The sequence below is a fragment of the Shouchella shacheensis genome, assembly GCF_001484965.1.
GTDB lineage: Bacteria > Bacillota > Bacilli > Bacillales > Bacillaceae_D > Shouchella > Shouchella shacheensis.
Genome location: NZ_KQ947393.1, coordinates 428,175 through 450,318, shown reverse-complemented (window position 1 = coordinate 450,318; position 22,144 = coordinate 428,175). Strand labels below are relative to the sequence as shown.

The 22,144-nt window shown below is 48.0% G+C and carries 20 protein-coding genes; 11 read left to right on the top strand and 9 right to left on the bottom strand.

Annotation, left to right across the window (positions count from 1 at the left end; genetic code table 11):
- Window positions 1-81 precede the first annotated feature (81 nt).
- Both AVZ68_RS02090 and trmL read left to right on the top strand, forming a co-directional pair.
- Window positions 82-969 carry an amidase domain-containing protein gene (locus tag AVZ68_RS02090; RefSeq protein WP_059102872.1) on the top strand — a complete coding sequence of 296 codons (888 nt, stop codon included), beginning with the start codon at window positions 82-84 and terminating at the stop codon, window positions 967-969.
- 233 nt (window positions 970-1,202) lie between these two features.
- Window positions 1,203-1,676 carry a tRNA (uridine(34)/cytosine(34)/5-carboxymethylaminomethyluridine(34)-2'-O)-methyltransferase TrmL gene (gene trmL / locus AVZ68_RS02085; protein ID WP_059102871.1) on the top strand — a complete coding sequence of 158 codons (474 nt, stop codon included), beginning with the start codon at window positions 1,203-1,205 and terminating at the stop codon, window positions 1,674-1,676.
- A 9-nt stretch (window positions 1,677-1,685) separates the two neighbouring features.
- Here trmL and AVZ68_RS02080 read toward each other — a convergent pair whose 3' ends face one another.
- The 3 genes from AVZ68_RS02080 to AVZ68_RS02070 form a co-directional block, all read right to left on the bottom strand.
- Window positions 1,686-2,243 (bottom strand): YufK family protein, encoded by a 558-nt coding sequence (locus AVZ68_RS02080; protein ID WP_059102870.1) that lies wholly within the window; start codon window positions 2,241-2,243, stop codon window positions 1,686-1,688.
- A gap of 52 nt (window positions 2,244-2,295) precedes the next feature.
- Window positions 2,296-2,619 carry an antibiotic biosynthesis monooxygenase family protein gene (locus AVZ68_RS02075; protein ID WP_059102869.1) on the bottom strand — a complete coding sequence of 108 codons (324 nt, stop codon included), beginning with the start codon at window positions 2,617-2,619 and terminating at the stop codon, window positions 2,296-2,298.
- Window positions 2,620-2,871: 252 nt separating this feature from the next.
- A complete protein-coding gene (locus AVZ68_RS02070) occupies window positions 2,872-4,743 on the bottom strand; it encodes a transglycosylase domain-containing protein (protein WP_157404552.1) in 1,872 nt (623 codons plus the stop codon).
- Window positions 4,744-4,920: 177 nt separating this feature from the next.
- Between AVZ68_RS02070 and AVZ68_RS02065 the strand changes: the two genes are divergently transcribed.
- From AVZ68_RS02065 to lepB, 3 genes are all read left to right on the top strand, one after another.
- Window positions 4,921-6,816, top strand: a complete 1,896-nt coding sequence (locus AVZ68_RS02065; RefSeq protein ID WP_059102928.1) for a PrkA family serine protein kinase — start codon at window positions 4,921-4,923, stop codon at window positions 6,814-6,816.
- A 61-nt stretch (window positions 6,817-6,877) separates the two neighbouring features.
- A complete protein-coding gene (locus tag AVZ68_RS02060) occupies window positions 6,878-7,150 on the top strand; it encodes a hypothetical protein (RefSeq protein WP_059102867.1) in 273 nt (90 codons plus the stop codon).
- 129 nt (window positions 7,151-7,279) lie between these two features.
- Window positions 7,280-7,831, top strand: a complete 552-nt coding sequence (lepB, locus tag AVZ68_RS02055) for a signal peptidase I (RefSeq protein WP_245628037.1) — start codon at window positions 7,280-7,282, stop codon at window positions 7,829-7,831.
- A gap of 175 nt (window positions 7,832-8,006) precedes the next feature.
- Here the strand turns inward: lepB and AVZ68_RS02050 are convergent, their stop codons facing one another.
- Window positions 8,007-8,900: a YitT family protein gene (locus AVZ68_RS02050; protein ID WP_059102865.1), complete on the bottom strand. Its 894-nt coding sequence runs from the start codon at window positions 8,898-8,900 to the stop codon at window positions 8,007-8,009.
- 416 nt (window positions 8,901-9,316) lie between these two features.
- On the opposite strand from AVZ68_RS02050, the gene yhbH reads away from it, so the two are divergent.
- Entirely contained in the window at window positions 9,317-10,492 is a 1,176-nt protein-coding gene (gene yhbH / locus AVZ68_RS02045) for a sporulation protein YhbH (RefSeq protein WP_059102864.1), read from the top strand.
- 89 nt (window positions 10,493-10,581) lie between these two features.
- Here yhbH and AVZ68_RS02040 read toward each other — a convergent pair whose 3' ends face one another.
- Window positions 10,582-12,369: a right-handed parallel beta-helix repeat-containing protein gene (locus AVZ68_RS02040; protein WP_059102863.1), complete on the bottom strand. Its 1,788-nt coding sequence runs from the start codon at window positions 12,367-12,369 to the stop codon at window positions 10,582-10,584.
- Window positions 12,370-12,548: 179 nt separating this feature from the next.
- Here AVZ68_RS02040 and AVZ68_RS02035 point away from each other — a divergent pair, with 179 nt between their 5' ends.
- The gene (locus AVZ68_RS02035) at window positions 12,549-13,667 is read left to right on the top strand and encodes a D-alanyl-D-alanine carboxypeptidase family protein (RefSeq protein ID WP_059102862.1); all 1,119 of its coding nucleotides are present in this window, start codon (window positions 12,549-12,551) and stop codon (window positions 13,665-13,667) included.
- A gap of 370 nt (window positions 13,668-14,037) precedes the next feature.
- Here AVZ68_RS02035 and AVZ68_RS02025 read toward each other — a convergent pair whose 3' ends face one another.
- Together AVZ68_RS02025 and exaC are read right to left on the bottom strand one after the other, a co-directional pair.
- Window positions 14,038-14,400, bottom strand: a complete 363-nt coding sequence (locus tag AVZ68_RS02025; RefSeq protein ID WP_059102860.1) for a DUF779 domain-containing protein — start codon at window positions 14,398-14,400, stop codon at window positions 14,038-14,040.
- Between the two features lie 10 nt (window positions 14,401-14,410).
- A complete protein-coding gene (exaC, locus tag AVZ68_RS02020; protein WP_059102859.1) occupies window positions 14,411-15,952 on the bottom strand; it encodes an acetaldehyde dehydrogenase ExaC in 1,542 nt (513 codons plus the stop codon).
- A gap of 181 nt (window positions 15,953-16,133) precedes the next feature.
- Between exaC and AVZ68_RS02015 the strand changes: the two genes are divergently transcribed.
- Window positions 16,134-17,003: an SDR family oxidoreductase gene (locus AVZ68_RS02015; protein ID WP_059102858.1), complete on the top strand. Its 870-nt coding sequence runs from the start codon at window positions 16,134-16,136 to the stop codon at window positions 17,001-17,003.
- A 49-nt stretch (window positions 17,004-17,052) separates the two neighbouring features.
- Here AVZ68_RS02015 and AVZ68_RS02010 read toward each other — a convergent pair whose 3' ends face one another.
- Window positions 17,053-17,778, bottom strand: coding sequence for a GntR family transcriptional regulator (locus AVZ68_RS02010; RefSeq protein WP_059102927.1), 726 nt, complete (start codon window positions 17,776-17,778; stop codon window positions 17,053-17,055).
- Between the two features lie 148 nt (window positions 17,779-17,926).
- On the opposite strand from AVZ68_RS02010, the gene nagA reads away from it, so the two are divergent.
- On the top strand, window positions 17,927-19,099 hold the full coding sequence (nagA, locus tag AVZ68_RS02005; protein WP_059102857.1) for an N-acetylglucosamine-6-phosphate deacetylase: 1,173 nt from the start codon (window positions 17,927-17,929) through the stop codon (window positions 19,097-19,099).
- Window positions 19,100-19,843, top strand: a complete 744-nt coding sequence (gene nagB, locus AVZ68_RS02000; RefSeq protein WP_059102856.1) for a glucosamine-6-phosphate deaminase — start codon at window positions 19,100-19,102, stop codon at window positions 19,841-19,843.
- Window positions 19,844-19,960: 117 nt separating this feature from the next.
- Here nagB and AVZ68_RS01995 read toward each other — a convergent pair whose 3' ends face one another.
- On the bottom strand, window positions 19,961-21,157 hold the full coding sequence (locus AVZ68_RS01995) for a DUF418 domain-containing protein (RefSeq protein ID WP_059102855.1): 1,197 nt from the start codon (window positions 21,155-21,157) through the stop codon (window positions 19,961-19,963).
- 167 nt (window positions 21,158-21,324) lie between these two features.
- On the opposite strand from AVZ68_RS01995, the gene nfsA reads away from it, so the two are divergent.
- Complete coding sequence (gene nfsA / locus AVZ68_RS01990) at window positions 21,325-22,092, top strand: oxygen-insensitive NADPH nitroreductase (RefSeq protein WP_082676255.1); 768 nt, start codon at window positions 21,325-21,327, stop codon at window positions 22,090-22,092.
- Window positions 22,093-22,144: the final 52 nt, after the last annotated feature.

Here is a 22,144-nt window from a genome sequence, read left to right as displayed (position 1 = left end):
ATACGATTTTATTAATAAATATTCAATGATATTTTTGAAAAGGCCTCATCATAGAGTAAATAGCAGAGGGGAGGCAGAGCTGTGAACAATCAAATGATTCAAGCTATTCATGAACGAGCAGAGGAGATTAACCGTTCGTTTTTAACGCTTGCGCCAGCTACTTCGATTGGGGAAGAGGAGAGGTTTGAGTGTTCCGCTTTAAACAGAAGCGATGTGGAAATTGTCCATTCGAAAGTGCATGGGGATGTGACCGCATCCCGTTCTTATGAGGAGACAACAGAGGTTGAATATTTTTTATTACTGGAGAGGCTCATTCAGCGAGCAGGAGATTTTTATGTCGAGGAACGAGAGCTGCTAAGGAGAGCCACGTTCACAAAAGATGAGTTGCAATCAGATGTGCGCCTGGTAAAAAATCTTAAAGGGGCCGATGGGCAGAGAGAACGAAGGAATGACTGGTCCGAGGTCAGGGAGAATCAAGACTCGAGTGGCTATAATCGCCGGGAAGCGGTGCGTTATGCAGAACGCTGGTGGAATGATTACAACCCTGACTTCCCCCAATTCGAAGATAACTGTACCAATTACATTTCTCAATGCCTACACGCCGGGGGAGCGCCGATGACGGGTCAGGGAAGCAGAGATAAGGGTTGGTGGTACTCTGGGAGGTCCTGGAGCTTCAGTTGGGCCACTGCGCATTCGTTGCGCTGGTACCTAAGCGGGGCGAAAACAGGCTTGCGGGGAGAGGAGCGCGAGCACGCGGAGCAGTTGATGCCTGGCGATGTGATCTGCTACGACTTTAATGGAGACGGAAGGTTCGATCACAATACGATTGTGGTCGCCAAAGATAGAGCCAATGAGCCTTTGGTTAACGCACAAACCGTAAATAGCCGCATGCGCCACTGGGCGTATACGGATTCCCCGGCTTATACAGAGGACATCGTTTATAAATTCTTTCATATTGTTGTTGATTGAACAAAACCAGCTGAAGGGGAGTCCCTTCAGCTGGTTTTTCTAGCTCCGGCGCAGGGGCCCGGAAATCTAAAACCTGGATTTCTGCAGGTCCTCCAAAAATTCTCGCCTCTGGACGACCGCCTGTGCTTTTCGGTTGGGGGTATGCTGTTCGTTGTGTAAAGTAGGCTCGTGCAAGACCTTTCCTCCAGTGCTATAATGTAGCTTGCCAGAGAAAAAGAAACAGAGGTGCTTTCATGAGTTTACATATCGTTTTGTATCAACCAGAAATTCCAGCGAACACCGGGAACATCGCGCGTACTTGTGCAGGCACGAACACGACGTTACATCTCATTCGACCCCTAGGCTTTTCAACCGATGACAAGATGCTGAAGCGAGCAGGCTGTGATTACTGGCCAAGCGTTGAGATTCGTTACTATGACTCGGTGGATGAGCTGTTCCAAACGTATCCAGCAGGGTCCTTTTACTTTATTGAGACGATTGGCACGAAGAATTATAGCGACTTTGACTATTCGGATAGAGAGCAGGATCATTTTTTTGTGTTCGGCCGTGAAACGACGGGTTTGCCGAGCGATCTTGTTGAAGCCCACGAGGAGCGATGCTTTCGCCTTCCACAGACGGACAAGATTCGTTCCCTGAACCTTTCTAATACAGCAGCAATTGTGATCTATGAAGCCTTGCGCCAGCAACATTTCCCGGGCTTAAGCTAGGAGGCGAGCTTATAACGGCAAGCTCGCGATAAAGCTGTTGTAAAGACGAATCACGATGAACATCGTCGAGAAAATAAATGTGGCCCAAAACAAAAGGTGGAAGCTAACGAAACCAATTAGCCCTGTAACGGTAAGTGCATCAGCAATTTTATAAATGACGTAGAGCAAATAGCCGAGCGAGGCGGCAAGAAAAATCGCTACAATAAAGAAAATTTCCTGAACGGCAACAAGAGAGAGGCCACTGGCCCCCAAGTAAATCCAGGTTCCGCTTCGGACTTTTTGCCAGAGTCCGCCCTCGTCGTCTTTTGAAAAGAAAAGCATCGATAGGGAAAAAATCGTATCGGCGATAAGCTTTAAGGCCGAGAACAGCATGAAGAATGCAAGCATGAACACAAAGAGCAAGGCCAGGCGAATGCCGTTCTCTGAGAAAAAATCGACCATGCCGCCGTATATGCCATGTTCTTCAAGAAATGAGGTCATAAACGATTGACCGTACAATGAAAAGGATAGGCTGAATAAAAGGATCGAGAACAGCGGCAAATGCCCTGTTAAATAGCGGTTCGTCATGGTAGGCTCCTATATGTAAGACTCGCCCGAAAAAGGACGAGTCGTTTGCTGATTAATCCGCTTGATAGCTGTGCACGACCGTGTAGGCATGAAGCTCGTTTTTACTGGAGGCTGGCTTGGATTCGCTCCCATTTTCTTTGGATTTGTGCGCATGAGCCTGCTTAAAGGCGTCACTGTTTAGCCAGTTCTCGTAATCTTCTTTTCGTTCCCACTTGGTGAACACGACTTGCTTTTCATCCTCATTTTCGTTTGACAGAAACATAAATTCAAGGCAACCAGGTACCTTCTCCATGTTTTCTGCGGACTTTCCAAAACGGGAGGCAAGCATTTCTTTCCTTTCTTTTGGGACATTCAGTTCATTCATGACAACATACATTTGAAATAGCTCCTTCTTTAAACTAAGATACGAAAACGTTTCACAAAAGTTGTCCCAGCCTCTTTTCAACTAGAGACGCTTTGGATATAATAAGAACGAAAGCCCTCATGCTAGGAGGAGAACTTATGAGAACGTTTCTAATGATGGGTGTCTGTGCGGTATTTTTAATCTCCATTTTTGCTGGAGGTTATGAGGACAACCCTCACAGACGATAAGACCAGCGGAAAACCGGCCATGCCGGTTTTTTTGCGTTTAGTCATCCATGATCTGTCCCCATGTTTTGAGGGCCGGTTGCTCTCTGCTCAGGGTTTCCATGCTCTTCGGTGTATCGTACCCGACCCATACGGAGGCGGTGTACTGATCGGTGAGACCTGCAAACCAGAGGTCGCGAAACGCTTGAGAAGTCCCCGTTTTTCCGCCGCTGTACCCGTCTTGACTCATAGTGAGTGAGGCGGCTGTGCCTGAGGTGATCACTTCTGAAAGCATGGCGCGCATCTTCTCGTTCGTCTCCTTGCTCCAAACTTCTGTTTCTTCCCTGTCCCAAGAATACAAGGTTTCGCCATGCTCATCAAGTACTTCGGTGATGGCATAGGCAGGCGTGTACATACCGTCATGGGCAAACGTAGTATAGGCGCGTGTTAACTCTAAAACCGATATGTCTATGGCCCCGAGCGCAAGCGCGAGACTTCGTTCCTCGTCATGCAATGTTCTGAAATGAAACGCATCAAGATACGATACACCAGTCTCAACACCGATGCGGTCTAGCAGCTCCTGTGCGGGAACATTATAGGATTGTTTGAAAGCTTCCATAAGCGAAACGGTGCCAGGCAAAGCATCATTGAAGTTTCGAACACAGTCAGGTTCTTCCTCATCACAGGATGGATTCACTGGGTTCCCATTCAGCGTCATTGATGTTGCTGCTCCGGTTTCATTCAAATACGGGGCAAAATCGACAAGCGGCTTTAAGGCAGAGCCAGGGTGCCGGTAGGACTGATAACTGCGGTTGAACTCTCCCTTTTTAAAATCACGCCCGCCCCCCATAGCGACAATGGCATGACGATCATGGTCAATAACGACGGCTCCTCCTTGCACCTCTTCTGGTAGGCGACTGGAAAGACTCGAGACTACTTCATTTTGCTTGATCGGCTCTAACGCTGTGTGAATCGTAAGCCCCATCCCGAGCAGTTGATCTACGCGCACATCCAGCTCTTCTTGAATCGCCTTCTGTTCGTCCTCCGAGTTTGCAGAGGCGAGGCGCTTTGAATATCCTTCTTTTTGACTGACGAGCTGTTTAAATTCTGATTGCAGCACGTACGAGGTGTAATCCGGGAACAGGTCTGTTCGATTTTCTGGTTCGAGCGTCACTTCCTGCTCCAATGCTTCCTCGTGCTCAATGGAAGAAATGGCACCGGCTTCTTCCATCTTTGTGAGCACCCACCCCTTCCGTTCGTTTGTTCGCTCTGGGTGCTGGAGTGGATCATAATATGTAGGGTTGTTCGGAATAGCGGTCAAGAAGGCAACTTCGGCAAGTGTAAGCAACTCAGCAGGTTTGCTAAAATAAAGATGGCTTGCAGTCTGAAGCCCGTACGCTTGGTTACCGAAATAAATCGAATTCAGATACAGTTCCAAGATTGAATCTTTGGAGTATTGCTTTTCCAGCTCATAGGCATAAAGGAGTTCACTTAGCTTTCGTTCGTACGTTTGGGTGTGATCGAGGTAAATATTACGAACCATTTGCTGTGTGATGGTGCTTGCGCCTTGTTCAATCCCGCCTTCCTGCGTATTCGTTAGTAAGGCACGGGCAATCCCAGTGGCGTCAAAGCCTTGATGCTCGTAAAACCTGCGATCCTCAGTGGCCACAAAGGCATCAACGGCGAGCTGTGGGATTTGATTGAACGGCAAGTAAATTCGATTGGTATCTCCATATACATCGGCTATCACGCGCCCATTGGCATCTGTAATGATGCTATTGGAAGATAAATAGAGTTCATCAACGTCGATATTTTCTTGCAAGACGGCCTGCACAGAACGCACATTGCTTACTTCTGCGGATGTCCGTGTGAAGAGGAAGAAGCTCATCGCCAGTAGAATCACAACCATCATCCAGCCCATAAATTGTTTCACAGCAAACACTCACTTTCCATGTACCGCAGTGATCGCGTTGAGAGATTCTCCTTATTATACCATTGTTCCCGATTTCGCACAGCTTGTGTTCTTTTTAGTTTTACATCTACTGACATGTATAGTCCCCCAGGTGCATAACGTTAACTAAACGTGCTTACACGAGGATGGGGGTACATGATGAGCATACTGAATAAAATTGAACGCTACAGAGACGAAGAAGAACGCTTGAAGTGGGAAGGAACGTTTGCTGATTATTTGGAGTTAATCAAGGAAAAGCCATGGGTCACTCAAACCGCTCACTCCCGCGTGTATAATATGATTAAAGACGCTGGTGTAGAGGAGGAAAACGACAAGAAAACGTATGAATTCTTCAAGGATTCGATTTACGGACTTGAAGATTCTCTTGAAAAATTAGTCGAGGAATATTTCCATTCCGCAGCTAAAAGATTGGATGTACGCAAGCGGATTTTGTTATTAATGGGCCCAGTTAGTGGGGGGAAATCAACGATTGTGACCATGCTCAAGCGAGGCTTGGAGGAGTATTCTCGGACGGACAATGGGGCGGTTTATGCGATTAAAGGGTGCCCGATGCACGAAGACCCGCTTCATTTAATTCCCCTTCATTTGCGCAAGGATTTTGAAGAAGAGTATGGAATTAAAGTCGAAGGGAATTTGTCGCCACTCAATATGATGAGACTGGAAAAGGAATACGGCGGACGGATTGAAGATGTGCAAGTAGAACGGATCTTTTTCTCTGAAGATAAGCGGAACGGGATTGGCACGTTTTCTCCTTCTGATCCGAAATCACAGGATATTGCTGATCTTACGGGAAGCATTGACTTCTCAACGATTGCCGAGTATGGCTCAGAGAGTGACCCTAGGGCGTATCGATTCGATGGAGAGCTGAATAAAGCCAACCGTGGAATGATGGAGTTTCAGGAGATGTTAAAGTGCGATGAGAAGTTTCTCTGGCACCTCCTTTCTCTAACTCAGGAAGGCAATTTCAAAGCAGGAAGATTTGCACTGATTTCCGCCGATGAGCTTATTTTAGCGCATACAAACGAATCGGAATATAAATCCTTTATTTCGAATAAGAAAAACGAAGCGCTGCATTCTCGAATTATTGTGATGAAAGTCCCGTACAATTTAAAGGTTACAGAAGAAGAGCGAATTTATGAAAAAATGATTGCGGAGAGCGATCTTTCGAACGTTCATATCGCGCCTCACGCTCTCAAAGTGGCAGCGATTTTTACGATTCTCACACGGATGAAAGACACCCATAAATCTGGCATGGATCTTGTCAAAAAAATGAAGCTGTACGACGGGGAAGCGGTCGAGGGGTTTAATTCGCAAGATGTAAAAGAGCTGAAAGAAGAGCATGCAGATGAAGGCATGAGCGGCATTGATCCCAGGTATGTGATTAACCGGATTTCATCTGCGATTATCCGCAAGCAGCTCACCTCCATCAGTGCGCTGGATGTGCTTCGCTCCATTAAGGAAGGACTCGATCAGCACGCCTCGATCTCCAAGGAGGACCGTGAGCGCTACACCGATTTCATTTCCGTTGCCCGCAAAGAATACGACATGATCGCTAAAGAAGAAGTGCAGAAGGCCTTCGTCTACTCGTATGACGAATCCGCGAAGACGTTAATGGATAACTACCTTGACAATGTCGAGGCTTACTGCAACAAAAATAAATTGCGTGACCCGCTCACAGGGGAAGAAATGTCGCCAGATGAGAAGCTAATGCGCTCAATCGAAGAGCAAATTGGCATATCCGAAAACGCGAAAAAAGCGTTCCGCGAAGAAATACTCATCCGGATCTCGGCCTATGCACGTAAAGGGAAAAAATTTGACTACAACTCTCATGAACGTCTGCGTGAGGCGATTCAGAAGAAACTCTTTGCTGACTTGAAAGACATCGTCAAAATCACGACGTCCGTCAAGACACCAGATGAATCACAGTTGAAGAAAATGAACGACGTCATCGCGCGTCTCATTGACGAGCACGGCTACAACTCGGTTTCAGCCAATGAACTTCTCCGCTACGTAGGATCGTTGTTGAATCGCTAGAAAAAAGACCCTCGGCGCCCATACGCCGGGGGTCTTCATGGCCAATGAGAGGAGTTGAACAATGGCAGAGCTTGCACCTGAGAGAAAAGCAGAGGTTAACGTTCCTTGCAGTGGCTTCACGAACATTGAACCTTGTTCTTTTTTCCATTTAGTGATACGTTATAAGAAAAGCGCAAGCGGCTCGACCAGAAGCGAGAATTTTGGAGGCCTGACAAAAGAAATCCCGATTTTGGATTTCGATGTCAGGGTGAAAAATCTCGAGCTTCTAGCCGCTGGAGCTGGATCAAGAAAAGCGCAAGCGGCTCGACCAGAAGCGAGAATTTTGGAGACCTGACAAAAGAAATCCCGATTTTGGATGTCGATGTCAGGGTGAAAACTCTCGAGCTTCTAGCCGCTGGAGCTGGATCAAGAAAAGCGCAAGCGGCTTGGTTCGATGCGGAAGCAAAGAAGGCGGGGTTCAGGCGTGGCGAGAGCGGAAGATAAGAAAGAGAAATCGGAATTCTGGGGCTGGGTGAAGGCGATTGTCATTGCGCTTGTGCTCGCTCTTATTATACGCACCTTTATCATGACAAGCTTTGAAGTACGAGGAGATTCGATGGTCCCGACTGCTCAAAATGGCGAGCGATTTATTGTCAATAAAATGCCGTACCATTTCAGTGAGCCGGAGCGGTTTGATTTAATTGTATTTCAAGCGAACGAAAACGAGGATTACATTAAGCGAGTCGTAGGGCTCCCCGGGGAGAGCGTCCGCTATGAAGAGGATCGGCTTTATGTGAATGATGAGCTCGTTGAAGAGCCTTTTCTTGAAGACGTCCGTCAAGCGTATGACGGACGAGCCTATACACCGGATTATGAGTTCGAAATGGAAGTTCCGGCCGATCATGTTTTTGTAATGGGGGACAATCGTCCGATCAGTCTAGACAGTCGAAGCATTGGACCAATAGATGAAGAGGACATCATTGGAAAAGTAGGCCTGCGTTTTTGGCCGCTTGGCGAATTTGGAACCATGGAGTAAAAGGATGAGCATTTAGTGCTCATCCTTTTTCTAGCTCCGGCGGGTATTGTTTTTAGTCCTGAACCGAACTCCAACCCGGGATTTCTAGTCCAGGCCTTTCAGAATTTGCGCTTCTAGGCGACCCGCCTACGCTTCTCGGTTTTTCTAGCTCCGGTGCCTGCGCTTTCTTCATCCCCTATTGTCCGAGTTCTGGCTCTCGATCCCGCTCTTCATAACCAGGAACGGTCGTTGGATCAAGGGGGTGATGGTGATGCGGCGCGAAAAAAGTCCCGCCAGAGACGTCTTTTACGTTGTGAACAACAAGAAATGCGTTTGAATCGACCTCCTGAATGAGTTTTTTCAAATAAAAGAGACGATGAGAGCGAACGACGATGTAGATCACTTCGCGCTTTTCCTTCGTAAACCCGCCGTAACCATCAAAGATCGTCGCACTTGACGACATTTCATTCATCACTTTTTCAGAGATTTCTTGCCCTTTCAAAGAAACGATGTTGACAGCTTTCTTTGAATCGAACCCTTCAAGAACATAGTCGGTTACTTTCTTGCCGATGTATAAAGCCACGATGGTGTACATGGTGTAGAGGGGGCCAATGACGAACACACCAGCGAGTACAATTCCTACATCCAATACAAAGTTTGTGCCGGTTAACTCCCACCCAAATCGGTGATTCAGCATTCTTGCAATAATAGAAGTTCCTCCTGTAGAACTTCCTGCACGGAAAATGAAGCCGAACCCCACTCCCGTTAACAAACCAGCAAAAATAGCGGCGAGCAGTGTGTCCGGAATTTGCATGCCAAAGTCCTCTGTTAAATAGATAAATAAGGATAATAGTGGTACATTCAGAAGGGACTTATAAACCATATGTCGCGGAAGCAGCTTGAAGCCAATCGCAAGAAGACCAGCATTGATGACAAAGCTGACAATTCCGGGAGAGGTATTAAACGCAAAATAGAGCAGGAGTGAAAGCCCAATGATGCCACCCTCTGCAAGTTGGTTCGGCATAGCGAATTGCGTAACAGAAATGGCGAATAGAAACGTGCCAATGACTAGATAAATCAAATGTCTCACTGTTGAAAGCCCCCCTTTAAATCTACGTTCATCTTACCGTGTTAAAGCTATTGTGCCCAGACTTTTACGAAGAATTTTCAGTCCTTTTTTATTTTATAAAAATATCCGATAGAGTTGGTGGGTACAAGAGGGTGAGCGACACGCCTGTACATTTCAGTTAGGATGAACATAGGCAAAGAAAAAATCACCGTAAACGTTGCTAGAAGCGTCTTTTGTGTCTGACTATTCAGTGAAGAGGGCTGTTCAGAGGCTTGTCCTTCCGTTTTTTTAGCAACTCTCGCTCTTGTCTGCATAGGATAAGGTAAGTAACGTAAAAAAGTTACGTTCTAACCAATGTATGGTATGCAGATAACCAATCCGCTGTGCACACTTTTTATTGAAAAGATACGAGTGTATATACATTAGGAGGGAATGGAATGGAAAAGGATAACGGCCAGCAATTTGCAGTGTCTCAAGAAAACTGGTCCCTCCATCGAAAGGGATTCCAAGATCAGCGACGTCATCAAGAAAAAGTCCAAGAAGCGATCAAGAAGAATTTGCCGGATCTTGTCAGTGAAGAAAATATCGTTATGTCTAACGGTCGCGACGTGATTCGAATTCCGATTCGCTCCCTTGACGAATACAAAATTCGCTATAATTACGACAAAAATAAGCATGTCGGGCAGGGCGAGGGCGATAGCAAGGTTGGCGATGTTGTTGCCCGTGATCCAAATGGCCAAAAGCAGCAAGGGCCGGGGAAAGGGCAGGGTGCAGGCGATCAGGCGGGAGAGGACTACCATGAAGCAGAAGTCTCCATCCTAGAGCTAGAGGAAATGCTGTTCCAAGAGCTTGAACTCCCGAATTTGCAGGAAAAAGATGAGCATGACATTGTGATCGAGGACATTTCCTTTAATGACATTCGCAAGAAAGGACTAATGGGCAACGTCGATAAGCGCCGGACGATTCTGGCTGCGATTAAACGTAACGCCCTAGATGGAAAAGCGAGCATCATGCCCATTCATAATGACGATCTTCGCTTTAAAACATGGACGGAAACCGTGCGTCCGGAATCCAAAGCAGTCGTCATTGCAATGATGGATACGAGTGGTTCTATGGGCCGGTTTGAAAAGTATATGGCTCGAAGTTTCTTTTTTTGGATGACCCGTTTTTTGCGTACAAAATATGAAACCGTGGAAATTGAATTTATTGCCCATCACACTGAGGCGAAAGTCGTTTCAGAAGAAGATTTTTTCTCCAAAGGGGAGAGCGGGGGGACCATCTGCTCATCCGCATACCGCAAAGCGCTGAAGCTGATCGATGAAAAGTACGATCCACAAGCGTATAATATTTACCCGTTTCATTTTTCGGACGGCGATAATCTGACTTCAGATAACGCGCGTTGCATGAAGCTCATCAAGCAGCTAATGGATAAATCAAGTCTATTCGGCTATGGAGAAGTCAATCAATACTCCAGGCACTCGACCCTGATGAGCGCCTATAAAAATGTCACAGATCCACGGTTCAGGCATTATATCTTAAAGGAAAAAGGCGACGTCTACCATGCAATGAAACATTTTTTCCGGAAGTCAGAGGAAGAGGCTGTTGCAAAATAAGGAAAGAGGTCGGTGGGCTTGGATGCTCGCCAACGATACAGATGTTAAAAAACAAGAAACCCGGAGCAATGGGGCTCCGGGTTTCGTTGTTATGGCTTTCTCCCAAGCCTCTCCTCGAGCTGTTCGACAAGGCCGACAATCTCTGAGGTACGTTCTTCCCGCTCCGCTACTTCTTGAGCGCGCTGAAGGGCAAGCTCCATTTCTTCTTTGGAAAGTTGGTCGCCTTCGTCTTCATGTGCCGCTGTCTCCATAGCTTCTTCGTATTGCCGCAGGGCATCGGCTTCAGCGCCAATGATTTCCGCAGTGCAGCTCCCGCTGATGATAATGTTATTCTCGTGGTCCTCAAATGAACAGTTCTCTATGAAGCCACCAGCATCAATCATCCTAAGCGCTGACGTCCCACCACTACGGATGATGCATTCGCGGATGGTTGGCGTGCTTTCGCTTTGGATATCCACTTGTGCCTCGAAATGTCCGCTGAATTCACAGTGCTCGATAAGTCCCTGGCCTTTGTTCTGAAAACGAATGCCGCTTTCATAGCTGTCATAGATGTAGCAATCACGTAAGGTTGGCGCGGCGTCGTTGGCAATGTAAATTTGCGGATAATGATCATGATGGCGATACACGGAGCTGTTCGTAATCATCGCGCTGCTTTCATCGAGCATGTAAATGCCGCTTTGACCGCCTTCATAAACAGTCACATCGTGGAGGTCTGCATAGCTTTTGTCCACAACGACAATTTGATTAAGCTGGTTGTCAAAGAAGCGGCAGTGCTCAACGGAAGCTTTAGCGGCTTCTGTGAGCCACATCCCGTAGTGGGAGCCTTCATAAATAGCGCTATGGCGCATGAGCAACTGCGCACGTTCAGACGCTGCTACTTGTGGGAGGTGGTGGCCAAAAACATCACAAGCTTCAATGGAGACGTTTGATTCAAAGCTCGTGGAGAGGCCACTTTTTCCCCCAAGTTTGATCGTGCTCTGGAACAGACGCGCGGTTCCATTCTCCACCACGATTTGATGATCTTGGTGCTCACTGACGACGGTCCTTTCTAAAAATAACTCCCCGTCATCGTCGACGTGAACGGCGGTTTTGGCTTGTTCAAGCAGGCTGTTTTGAATGATAGCCATTCCTTTTGCTACGTATACTTGCTGGGGGGTGTTGTCCGTTAGCTTGCACTTGCTTAATGAACACTTGCCACCTGTAACAGTGATGCCCCCGGTCGTGCTTTCATAAAGAGTACTTTCCCGAAGATAGACCTCGCTCGTGTCAGCGACCATGAGTTGGCTGCAGTCAGGGTGATGATGAGCATAGATTTGGCAGTTCTCAAGAAGCGAACGGCTGTTGCCATCAAAGCGAAACGCCGCTTCATCCCCTTGATAAATATGCGAATGTTTTACGATCAATCGCCCTTGTTTAGCAACGCGGATCTGTGTATGCGTTTGGCCATATAAGGCACAGTATTCCACCCGGGCTCTCCCAGAAACCCTTAAGCCAATTCCACAGTGACGGATGGTGGCATCATGAAGGTCAAGATGTCCTTTATCGTGTACGTCAATTGCATAGTCTTTTATTTTAGTAAAATAACAGTGAGAGACTACTAGATGGCCCTCCTCTAAAATCAGGCCAGCAGGGTTTTCTTCGAGTGTGACGTTTTTGAGCTGAACATCCGCTTGTTCAATAATGCGGATGTAGCCTTTGAGCATAATTTCCTCTGGTTCTTCTAGTCCGATCAAGGCGACCGACTTATCAATGACAAGTGATTCTTTGTAGCGGCCCGCTTCGAGTTGAATCGTGTCCCCATCTGAAGCGGCCGAAAGCGCCTGTTGAATGGTTTTATATTTAGAGAGTAGCTTCTTGGATACTCGAATCGTTTTCAAACTGTTCACCTCGTTTAATACTCAAAGTATACCGTTTTTATGAACGAGTGTCCAAGCCCTCTAGCCAAGAGAAAAATCCAACCATTGACGTTTTAAGGTTGACTCAGGAAGCTGAGAGATTCATACTTTAATGTAGAAAAGAGTCGAACTTTGTCATTTAATCGGATGAAGGGTTGGTAATGGTGAAAAAACAGCTAGCAACTTGCATAATGGTTGGCCTGCTTGCTCTTGCAACAAGCGAGTCAAAGGCCGAGACAAAGGAGCCTTTACTTGAAGCAGAGGCCTCGTTATTAATGGACGCCCAGTCGGGGCAAATTCTTTTTGAAGAGAACGGCGATGAAGCCATGTATCCAGCAAGCGTAACCAAGATCGTGACGGGAATTATGGCGATTGAAGAAGGAAACCTAGAGGAGCTTGTGACCGTTAGTGAGGAAGCGACACATGCGGACGGGACTCGCGTTTATTTGCTTGAAGATGAAAAAGTAGAGCTGGAAACACTCGTCCAAGGACTTTTGATTAATTCCGGAAATGATGCTGGCACAGCGATCGCTGAGCACCTGGCAGGAAGTGAAGCGGCATTTGCTAAAGAAATGAACGCATTTGTGGAAGAGAAAATAGGCGTAGAGGATACACATTTTACAAATCCCCATGGGCTGTTTGACGAAGATCACTACACCACTGTTGAAGATATGGCGTTGATTACGAACTATGCGCTCGAAAATGAGACATTCAGAGAGATTGTTGGAACGAAGGAACTGGATTGGGAAGGGGAAGGTTGGGAAACGACGCTCTATAATCATCATCGGCTCTTGTGGGATTATGAGGGAGCTGTAGGGGTAAAGAACGGGTTTGTTACGCAGTCCGGATTTACCCTTGTTACAGCGGCGGAGCGGAATGGACAAGAGCTGATTGCGGTAACGTTTAAAAACACCACAGCCCAGAACTCTTACGATGATACAACTGAACTTCTGGACTACGGGTTTGAAACTTTCTCATCAGAGGAAATCCCCTTTGAACAAACGTATTATAATCAAGAGAATGAGCCTTATACGCTCATTCAGCCTGACTACGTCACGTTCGAAAAAGAGCATGAGGTTGAGGGCGATGTTGTCGGGAATTACTTAATCTTGCATGATGATCAAGGCAATTTCTTAAAAGAAGTGGAAGTAGAAAGAGAAAACTCTCAAGACCAGCTACCCGTATCGCAACCCGGCGCAGAGGAGAGTTGGCTGGAGAAGGTGGTGGCTTTTTTAAAAACGGGACTCGCTAAAACGATTGGTAGAACCCCACTTATGTGAGAAGAAGAGTGCTACAAAGAAAAAGGCCGTTGAGACGAGAAGGAAAAACGCTCATGAGAATTCGATTTCTCATGAGCGTTTTGTCTAGCTTCTGGCAACCCGCCTGCGCTTTTCGGTATTGTCTAGCTCCGGCGGGTAGAAGCTCGGGATTTTTCAGTCCTGCCCCGAAATCCAAAACCGGGATTTCTAGTGCAGGCCTTCCAAAATCCGTGCTTCTGGCAACCCGCCTGCACTTTTCGTGTCTAGCTGCGGCGCCCACTCGCTCGAGGTTTCTTCAGACCGCCAGATCAAGCCAAAGGGCGGGCTTGATCCTGCCGTTCTTCCAGAACTTGTCGCTCGTGAACAGGGCGCCTGCGCTTTTCGGTTCGCATCAATTCTTCTGCTTTAACGTCTCCTGCTCCTCCTGTGTGAAGACGCGGGAACGTGTTAAGAACCGTTTTCCCTCTGGCCCTTCCAGGGAAAACATCCCTCCGCGCCCATCGACCACGTCAATAATGAGCTGCGTGTGTTTCCAGTATTCGTACTGGTCGCTTGAGATGTAAAAAGGGCTGCCACCAATCTCGCCGAGCAGGATGTCGCTTGCACCTACCTTCAGCTCGCCGTGTGGATAGCACATAGGAGAACTCCCGTCGCAGCAGCCTCCGGATTGATGAAACATGAGTGGTCCGTGGATTTGTTTGAGCGTCTCAATCAAAGCTACCGTTGATTCAGTTGCAACCACGCGTTGAACCATCGAAGACCTCCTAAAATAATCCCTGGGCTTTGTCGCTGTAGCTCACAAGCATATTCTTCGTTTGTTGATAGTGCTCAAGCATCATCTTATGATTCTCACGGCCAATACCGGATTTCTTATAGCCGCCAAACGCCGCGTGGGCCGGGTACATATGATAGCAGTTGGTCCATACGCGTCCCGCCTGAATCTCGCGGCCGAAGCGGTAAGCGCGGTTGATATCGCGCGTCCAAATGCCTGCTCCTAGACCATAAAGGGTGTCATTGGCAATTTCAAGCGCTTCTTCATCGTCTTTAAATGTCGTCACAGAAAGGACAGGACCAAAAATTTCTTCCTGGAAGATGCGCATGTCATTGGTGCCCTTAAAAATCGTTGGTTCGATGTAGTAGCCACTGGCATGCTCGCTCACTTGGCGCTCGCCTCCACCGATGAGTACCTCAGCCCCTTCTTGTTTGCCGATGTCCAAGTAGGAGAGAATTTTCTCCATCTGTTCCTGGGAGGCCTGAGCACCCATCATCGTGGACGGATCAAGAGGGTCCCCTGATTGAATCGCCTCGACCCGCTTGAGCGCTTTTTCCATAAATGTGTCGTAAATGTCCTCATGAACAAGAGCACGAGACGGGCAAGTGCACACCTCCCCTTGATTTAAAGCGAACATGACGAGCCCTTCGATGGCCTTATCAACAAAATCATCGTCTTCGTTCATCACGTCCGAGAAGAAGATATTGGGCGACTTGCCGCCAAGCTCGAGCGTAACAGGAATGATGTTTTCAGAAGCATACTGCATGATCAGGCGGCCCGTCGTCGTTTCCCCTGTAAAGGCGATTTTAGAAATGCGACTGTTTGAGGCCAGCGGTTTACCGGCTTCCACACCGAATCCATTCACGATGTTGAGGACGCCAGGCGGAAGCAAGTCTTCAATCAGTTCTGTTAGCACAAGGATGGAGGCCGGTGTCTGTTCGGCCGGTTTTAGCACGACGCAGTTCCCGGCGGCTAAGGCCGGAGCAAGCTTCCACACGGCCATAAGAATAGGGAAATTCCAGGGGATGATCTGCCCGACAACACCAAGTGGTTCGTGAAAATGATAGGCAACGGTGTCATCATCAATTTGACTGAGCGACCCTTCTTGAGCACGAATCGCCCCAGCGAAGTAGCGAAGATGGTCTGCGGCTAAGGGAATATCAGCGGCGAGCGTCTCCCGAACCGATTTGCCGTTGTCCCATGTTTCGGCGACGGCGAGCATTTCTTTGTTTTCAGTGATGCGATCGGCGATGGTATGAAGGATCGCTGCGCGCTTCGCCGGAGGCGTTTGCCCCCAATTGTCTTTTGCGGCGTGGGCCGCATCAATGGCTAGGTCCACATCTTCGGCGTTGGAACGGGCGATTTCGCAAAACACTTCACCCGTGACCGGAGAGACGTTCTCAAAGTAACGACCGTGAACAGGCGCTCTCCATTCGCCACCAATGTAGTTGTCGTAGTGCTTTTTAAATGTGATGAGGGACCCTTCTTCACCTGGACGTGTGTAACTGCTTGAAACCGCTTCTTTGTGGCTCATACAAATCCTCCTTAGGGTTTTTTAGGTGAAACGGGATAAACCCGTTCTTACCTAGACTAATTCTATAAATGAAAGCGTTATCCTTTAAGTTTAAGAAATATCTCTAAACATTTTAGATGTTTAAGACCTCGGTTCAAAGAGGTATAACTATACATAAGAACCGTGAGGAGGCAGAGCGCATATGGATATAAGCAACTTTTTAAACGATGGCATACCGCCACAAAAACAGGAAAAGCAGCCAGGGTCGGAAAAAGAAATGAACCCTCGTCCCATTTATGAAGATGACGCCTACATTGGCACTGGGAAATTGCGAGATAAAGTAGCGCTCATTACAGGTGGGGATTCTGGAATTGGACGAGCCGTCGCGGTTGGCTACGCCAAGGAAGGGGCTCATGTTTCGATCGTCTATCTAGACGAGCACGAGGATGCTGAGGAAACGAAGCAGCGTGTAGAGCAAGAAGGCGTAAATTGCATCACGATTTCCGGCGATGTCGCTGAGGAACAGTTTTGCAAGGAATCGGTAGACCGGACAGTGACGGAGCTAGGGGGTCTAGACATTCTAGTGAACAATGCGGCTGAACAGCACACGGTTAACGACTTGCGTGAACTTTCTTCCGAGCAATTGCACCGTACGTTTGCGACCAATTTCTTTTCGTACGTCTACTTTACGCAAGCAGCCCTCGACTATTTGAAGCCGGGGAGCACTATTATTAATACATCCTCCATCAATGCTTACCGTGGCAATGTCTCGCTGATTGACTACACAAGCACAAAAGGGGCAATTACGGCCTTCACCCGTTCCATGGCACAGGCTCTCGTTGGGCAAGGCATTCGCGTAAACAGCGTGGCGCCAGGACCGATCTGGACGCCGCTGATCCCATCGTCCTTCGACGAGCAGAAAGTGTCAGAGTTTGGGCAAACAAACCCAATGGGTCGTCCGGGTCAACCAAGCGAGCATGTCGGCGCGTATGTCCTGCTTGCTTCAAAGGATTCTTCCTACATGACAGGACAGGCCATTCACATCAATGGGGGCGACTACCTTAGCTCCTAAAACAGCTTGGGTGCCGCGGTTTTTCCGTGGCACCCCTTTCGTGTGTGTCTCAATTTCGCACCATTCTGGTTACAAAGTGATAGCGGTCGCCCCGGTAATGAGAAAACACAACTTCGAGCACGCGGTTGTCTAGAAGTCGCGTGTTTCGTCGAATCGAGAGAAGGGGCGAATTGATGGGGACTGACAGGTGAGTTGCATCTTCTTCGGACGCGAGGGAGGCTTCGATCGTTTGTTCAGCTTCATGAATCGTAAAGCCACACGTTTCTTCAAAGTACGCATACAAAGAGGCGTTGAGCACCTCCTTTGTTAAGCCCGGTACAAGAGAGACGGGGATGTAGGTTCGCTCGAGCGCGATCGGTAGTTCATCGGCGAGTCGTACACGCTGAATAAAATAGACAGCCTCGCCCTCGCTGATTTGTAGTTGACGTGCGACAAAAGCAGAGGCTTGAATCGTTGTAAAGACAAGAAGTTTTGAATCAGGTTTCATGTTCCGAGACTCCATGTCCTCCGTGAAGCTCGTCATCCCAGAGAGCGGCTGCTCAATCTTCGGCCAGGAGACAAAGGTGCCCTTGCCTTTTTTTCTGTATAGAAGCTTCTGGTTTACTAAGTTGTTGATTCCATGACGAACGGTCATCCGGCTAATGCCATATTCATCGGCGAACTCACGTTCAGACGGGAGTGCTTCCCCGGGATACAGGACGCCTTCAGCAATTTGTTTCTTTATGAATTCTTCAATTTGAAAATAAATAGGAATTGGGGACTTTTTATCAATCATCACTAAAAACCCTCCGCGTTCAATAGGCTATCCGTAGTATAGCATAGTTGGAAGCTGTAATTGGTATAGACAACTAATTATCTAGAACGTATAATGAAGAAGACAAATCTTATACGATTATCGAATCTTGCAGGAACAGGTGATAACCATGAAAAAGCTGCTGCGAGGAAGTCAGCTTGTCCTAGAATCAGAGTTGATTCCACAAGGATATATTTATACGGAAGATGCCAAAATAAAAGCAGCGGGGAAAGGAAATGGAGAAGCATATGTCGCTGACGCTGATGAGATCATTGAACTAAGAAGTACAGACGTGGTAGCACCGGGCTTCATTGATCTTCACATACATGGAGCCGGGGGAGCGGACGTGATGGATGGCGACAGAGAGGCCTTGAAAACGATGGCGAACCTCCTGCCCGCGGAAGGAACGACCTCCTTTCAAGCGACGACCATTACGCAGAAGCATGAGGCGATCGAACAGGCCATTGCTAACTGCGTGGGCTTTGTCAAAGAAGAAAATACGGGGGCGAGTGTGGTGGGCATTCATGTGGAAGGCCCGTTTATTCACGAGGCGAGAAAAGGGGCACAGCCGCTCGAATTTATATGCGACCCGTCCATTGATCTGATGCAGAGATGGATAGATATTGGCGAAGGGTTGATTAAACAAGTGACGCTCGCGCCAGAAAAAGAACAGGGACTTGAGCTGGTTCGTTTCTTAAAGAATGAGGCCGTCAACGCCTCCATTGGTCATTCCGATGCGGTCTACAGCCAGGTGAAGGAAGCAGTAGAAGCTGGCTTAAACCAAGTGACTCACCTTTACAACGGCATGCGAGGACTCCATCATCGTGAACCGGGCGTAGCTGGCGCCTCTTTGCTCTTGAATGACCTTTCCGTTGAGTTAATTGTGGATGGCATTCACATTCACCCCAAAATGGTGGAACATGCGTTTCGTTCCAAAGGCGTAGATCATTGTTTGCTTATCACGGATTCAATGCGCGCGAAAGGACTAGGTGACGGAAGATCTGATTTAGGCGGACAGGACGTTTACGTCGATGGACTGGAGGCAACGTTAAGCGACGGCACGCTTGCTGGATCTGTGCTGAAAATGAACCAAGCCGTCCGTAATATGTGTGCGTTTACCAATTGTACGCTCGCTGAAGCGGTGCAAATGGCTGCTTACAATCCAGCACAAAAGTTGGGCATTGAAGATCGAAAAGGCTCACTTGCTGAGGGGAAGGACGCAGACATTGCCGTACTTAATGAAAACTTAGACGTCATTCTCACCATTTGTGGAGGGGAGATCGTCTTTAAGGAGGGGCAGTAAGTGAATATCATACGTGTGAAAGATTACGAAGAAATGAGTCGCCAAGCGGCTGCTCATCTCTACAAAAGGATGACGGCAGGCAAGCGAATGACTATGGGCCTAGCAACAGGGGCGACACCTGAACGTACGTACGATCTGATCATAGAAAAGGCAGAGGGCGACAACCAGTCTTTTCATCATATCCACACGTTTAACCTCGATGAATATGCGGGCTTAGATTCTTCCGATACGAATAGCTATCGCTACTACATGAATCAGCGCTTCTTTAACCATATTGACTTGCCAAAAGAGCAAACGCATTTGCCAAACGGTATGGCTCCTGATTTAGAAGAAGAATGCCATCGCTATGAAGATGAACTAAAACAGACAGGTGGTCTGGATGTTCAGCTTCTTGGTATCGGCAGCAACGGTCATATCGGCTTTAACGAGCCGGGAACCTCGTTCTCAAGCCGTACCCACGTCGTAGCGCTTACAAAAGAAACGAGAGAGGCGAATGCGCGCTACTTTACGAGCATGAACGCTGTGCCAAAGCATGCGATTACGATGGGAATCGAAACGATCATGGAGGCAAAGGAAATCATTTTGCTCGTCTCAGGGGAAGCGAAAGCTGAAGCCTATGACCGCCTGCTCTCAGGAGGAGTAGACGAATTCTTCCCTGCCTCGATTTTAAAAAAGCATCCAAACGTGCTCCTGATTGCCGATGAAGCAGCGAGCAGGACGTATGCAGGACGTACATTCTCTTAACTGAAAAGCGGAGGGGCCCCGCTCACGAGCGACAAGTTCTGGAGCGCCGCGAGTATCAAGCCATGACCGGGCTTGATACTCGCGGCGTGAAGAAACCTCGGCGACGGGGGTGAACCTCTAACGCTTAAGGCGTGGGAGACTCAAATACGTACCCATCCGCCAGATGTACTCAAGCGGGCCAATTCGAAACACACTCAACCAAAGGTTGCTTACGAGTACTTGAACCACGAAAAAAGCAAGTGCCAGCAAGGCCCCATAAAATAGTCCCAACTCGGCAAACATTCCAACCCCGTACCCGTAGAAAAGCGTTGTGAAGACAAGCGACTGCAGGATGTAGTTGCTAAAAGCCATTCGGCCGATAACAGCGAGTGGTGAGAGCAGTCGCCAGAAAACGCGCGAATTCGCCAGCAAAACAACGCTCGTTGCATAGAACATAGCGACAAGTGGGGCGCCTGCCAGTTGCGAAAGATACTCAAGCTGTGTGTTATAGTCAGTCGAAAGCGCGTGCGGCAGTTTAGCGGCGAGCCCCAGCACACCAGTACCGACAAGAAGGTAAGCAAACAATTTCGTATGCTCGCTTGGGTTCTCAAGCCATTTTTTTCGCGCTGTATACGCACCGGCTAGAAACATGCCGAACACCCCGAGGACGGTCGTGAACTGAAAAAGAGATTCACCGATCCAAAAAGGAAAACCAATGTCTGTTATTCCACCTAGATCATTGTTCAGTCTAAATTGGACGACCTCTGCATAGGACCCATGTGCAAGCACCTGTGCTTCATCTTCCGGGTACCCAGAGGTCATGAGTTCTGCATCTACCGGAGGCAGAAGGGCAGTCGAGGCAAACAGAGAAAGCCAGACAATCGCTACAATTCCAATGGCCCGCGTCGGCAAAAGCAAGAAAACAAACAAAATCATCGCTGCGAGCGCGTACCCAACAAGGATGTCCCCGCGCCAGAGAAGAAACAGATGCAAGAGGCCAAATACGAGCAAGAGAATCGTTCGGCGCCAGTAAATCGCAGAAAAGTTCACGTTTCTCGCCAGCAGTCGTTCCTTTTGTAAAGCCATGCCGTAGCCGAACAAGAAGGAAAAAAGCGTGTAGAAACTTCCATCAACAAACAATTGAATGATGAAGTGGGTGGCGCGATCAACGGAACCGTTTGGGTACAAATCAATCGCCACTGGACCGAAAGAGGTGGTTCCAGCCATTCCATATTGAAAGATCACGCTGTTCGCAAGCAGTATGCCAAGAAGTGCAAAACCTCTCATGATGTCTAAAGATTGAATCCTGTCTTTATCAAGCGTAGGTTGTGCCAACGTATCCTCTCTCCTTTCATTATCATTCTGCCACAGTTTTCCACAACCGTTAAGTGTTTTATAATCCGTGCCTTTTGAATAAGGAATGCACGTACATATTAAATCTCACTCTTTTAATGTAAACTAGTGATAGAACTTACTATTTAGATGGAAAGCGGGTGCTTGGATTGTCTTCAAACGAAGTATTGCGAGTGATGAGTGAACATCGCTCAATTCGAAAATTTACGACGGAAGAGGTCACAGAGGAAACGGTTAAAGACATTACGGATGCTGCGCGGTGGGCAGCGACCTCTCATCATGTTCAAGCGTATTCGGTTATTGCTGTGCGCAATAAAGAGCGAAAAGCAAAGCTCGCTGAATTAACGGGTGGGCAGCGCTGGGTCGATGAGTGTCCGGTTTTCTTTGTGATTTGTGGAGACTTCACAAGACAGGAGCGAGCGAGTGAGCTGCATGGGGAAGGCTTCGACGTTGGTGGCGCCGAGCAGCTGATCGTGGCCTCTGTCGATGCGGCGCTGCTTGCCCAAAATATGCTGCTTGCGGCTGAATCGCTCTCGCTAGGTGGCGTCATGATTGGCGGCATTCGCAACAATCCAGGGGAAGTGTGTGAGGTCCTAAACCTGCCTAAATACGTGTTTCCAGTGATGGGGATGGCGATTGGACACCCAGATCAGGACCCGGGGCAAAAACCTCGTCTTCCTCACCGTGCTGCTGTTCACGAAGAAACGTATAACCATCAGCAAGAGACGGACTTGATGCGTTATGATAAGGAGACACATGAGTACTATGTCGAGCGCACCAACAACAAGCGACAAACCACTTGGTCGGAAATGATGGCGAGCTATACAGGTGTGCGTAAGCGTCCTCATATGGATGCGTTTCTAAAGGAGCAGGGCTTCTTGCACGAAGAGTCGCGTCGAAGTTTAAAGGGTACGTAGAGAGTGAAAGCTGATTTTTAACATACGGAAGCATTCTCTCATACTATACAGA

Excerpts from the sequence above, each read along its gene's own strand:
- AVZ68_RS02080 (WP_059102870.1), bottom strand. The coding sequence starts at position 2,243 with ATGACGAACCGCTATTTAACAGGGCATTTGCCGCTGTTCTCGATCCTT.
- yhbH (WP_059102864.1), top strand. The coding sequence starts at position 9,317 with ATGGAAAAGGATAACGGCCAGCAATTTGCAGTGTCTCAAGAAAACTGG.
- trmL (WP_059102871.1), top strand. The coding sequence starts at position 1,203 with ATGAGTTTACATATCGTTTTGTATCAACCAGAAATTCCAGCGAACACC.
- AVZ68_RS02010 (WP_059102927.1), bottom strand. The coding sequence starts at position 17,778 with ATGATTGATAAAAAGTCCCCAATTCCTATTTATTTTCAAATTGAAGAA.
- AVZ68_RS02065 (WP_059102928.1), top strand. The coding sequence starts at position 4,921 with ATGAGCATACTGAATAAAATTGAACGCTACAGAGACGAAGAAGAACGC.
- AVZ68_RS02035 (WP_059102862.1), top strand. The coding sequence starts at position 12,549 with ATGGTGAAAAAACAGCTAGCAACTTGCATAATGGTTGGCCTGCTTGCT.
- AVZ68_RS02025 (WP_059102860.1), bottom strand. The coding sequence starts at position 14,400 with ATGGTTCAACGCGTGGTTGCAACTGAATCAACGGTAGCTTTGATTGAG.
- exaC (WP_059102859.1), bottom strand. The coding sequence starts at position 15,952 with ATGAGCCACAAAGAAGCGGTTTCAAGCAGTTACACACGTCCAGGTGAA.
- AVZ68_RS02075 (WP_059102869.1), bottom strand. The coding sequence starts at position 2,619 with ATGTATGTTGTCATGAATGAACTGAATGTCCCAAAAGAAAGGAAAGAA.
- AVZ68_RS02015 (WP_059102858.1), top strand. The coding sequence starts at position 16,134 with ATGGATATAAGCAACTTTTTAAACGATGGCATACCGCCACAAAAACAG.
- AVZ68_RS02060 (WP_059102867.1), top strand. The coding sequence starts at position 6,878 with ATGGCAGAGCTTGCACCTGAGAGAAAAGCAGAGGTTAACGTTCCTTGC.
- nagA (WP_059102857.1), top strand. The coding sequence starts at position 17,927 with ATGAAAAAGCTGCTGCGAGGAAGTCAGCTTGTCCTAGAATCAGAGTTG.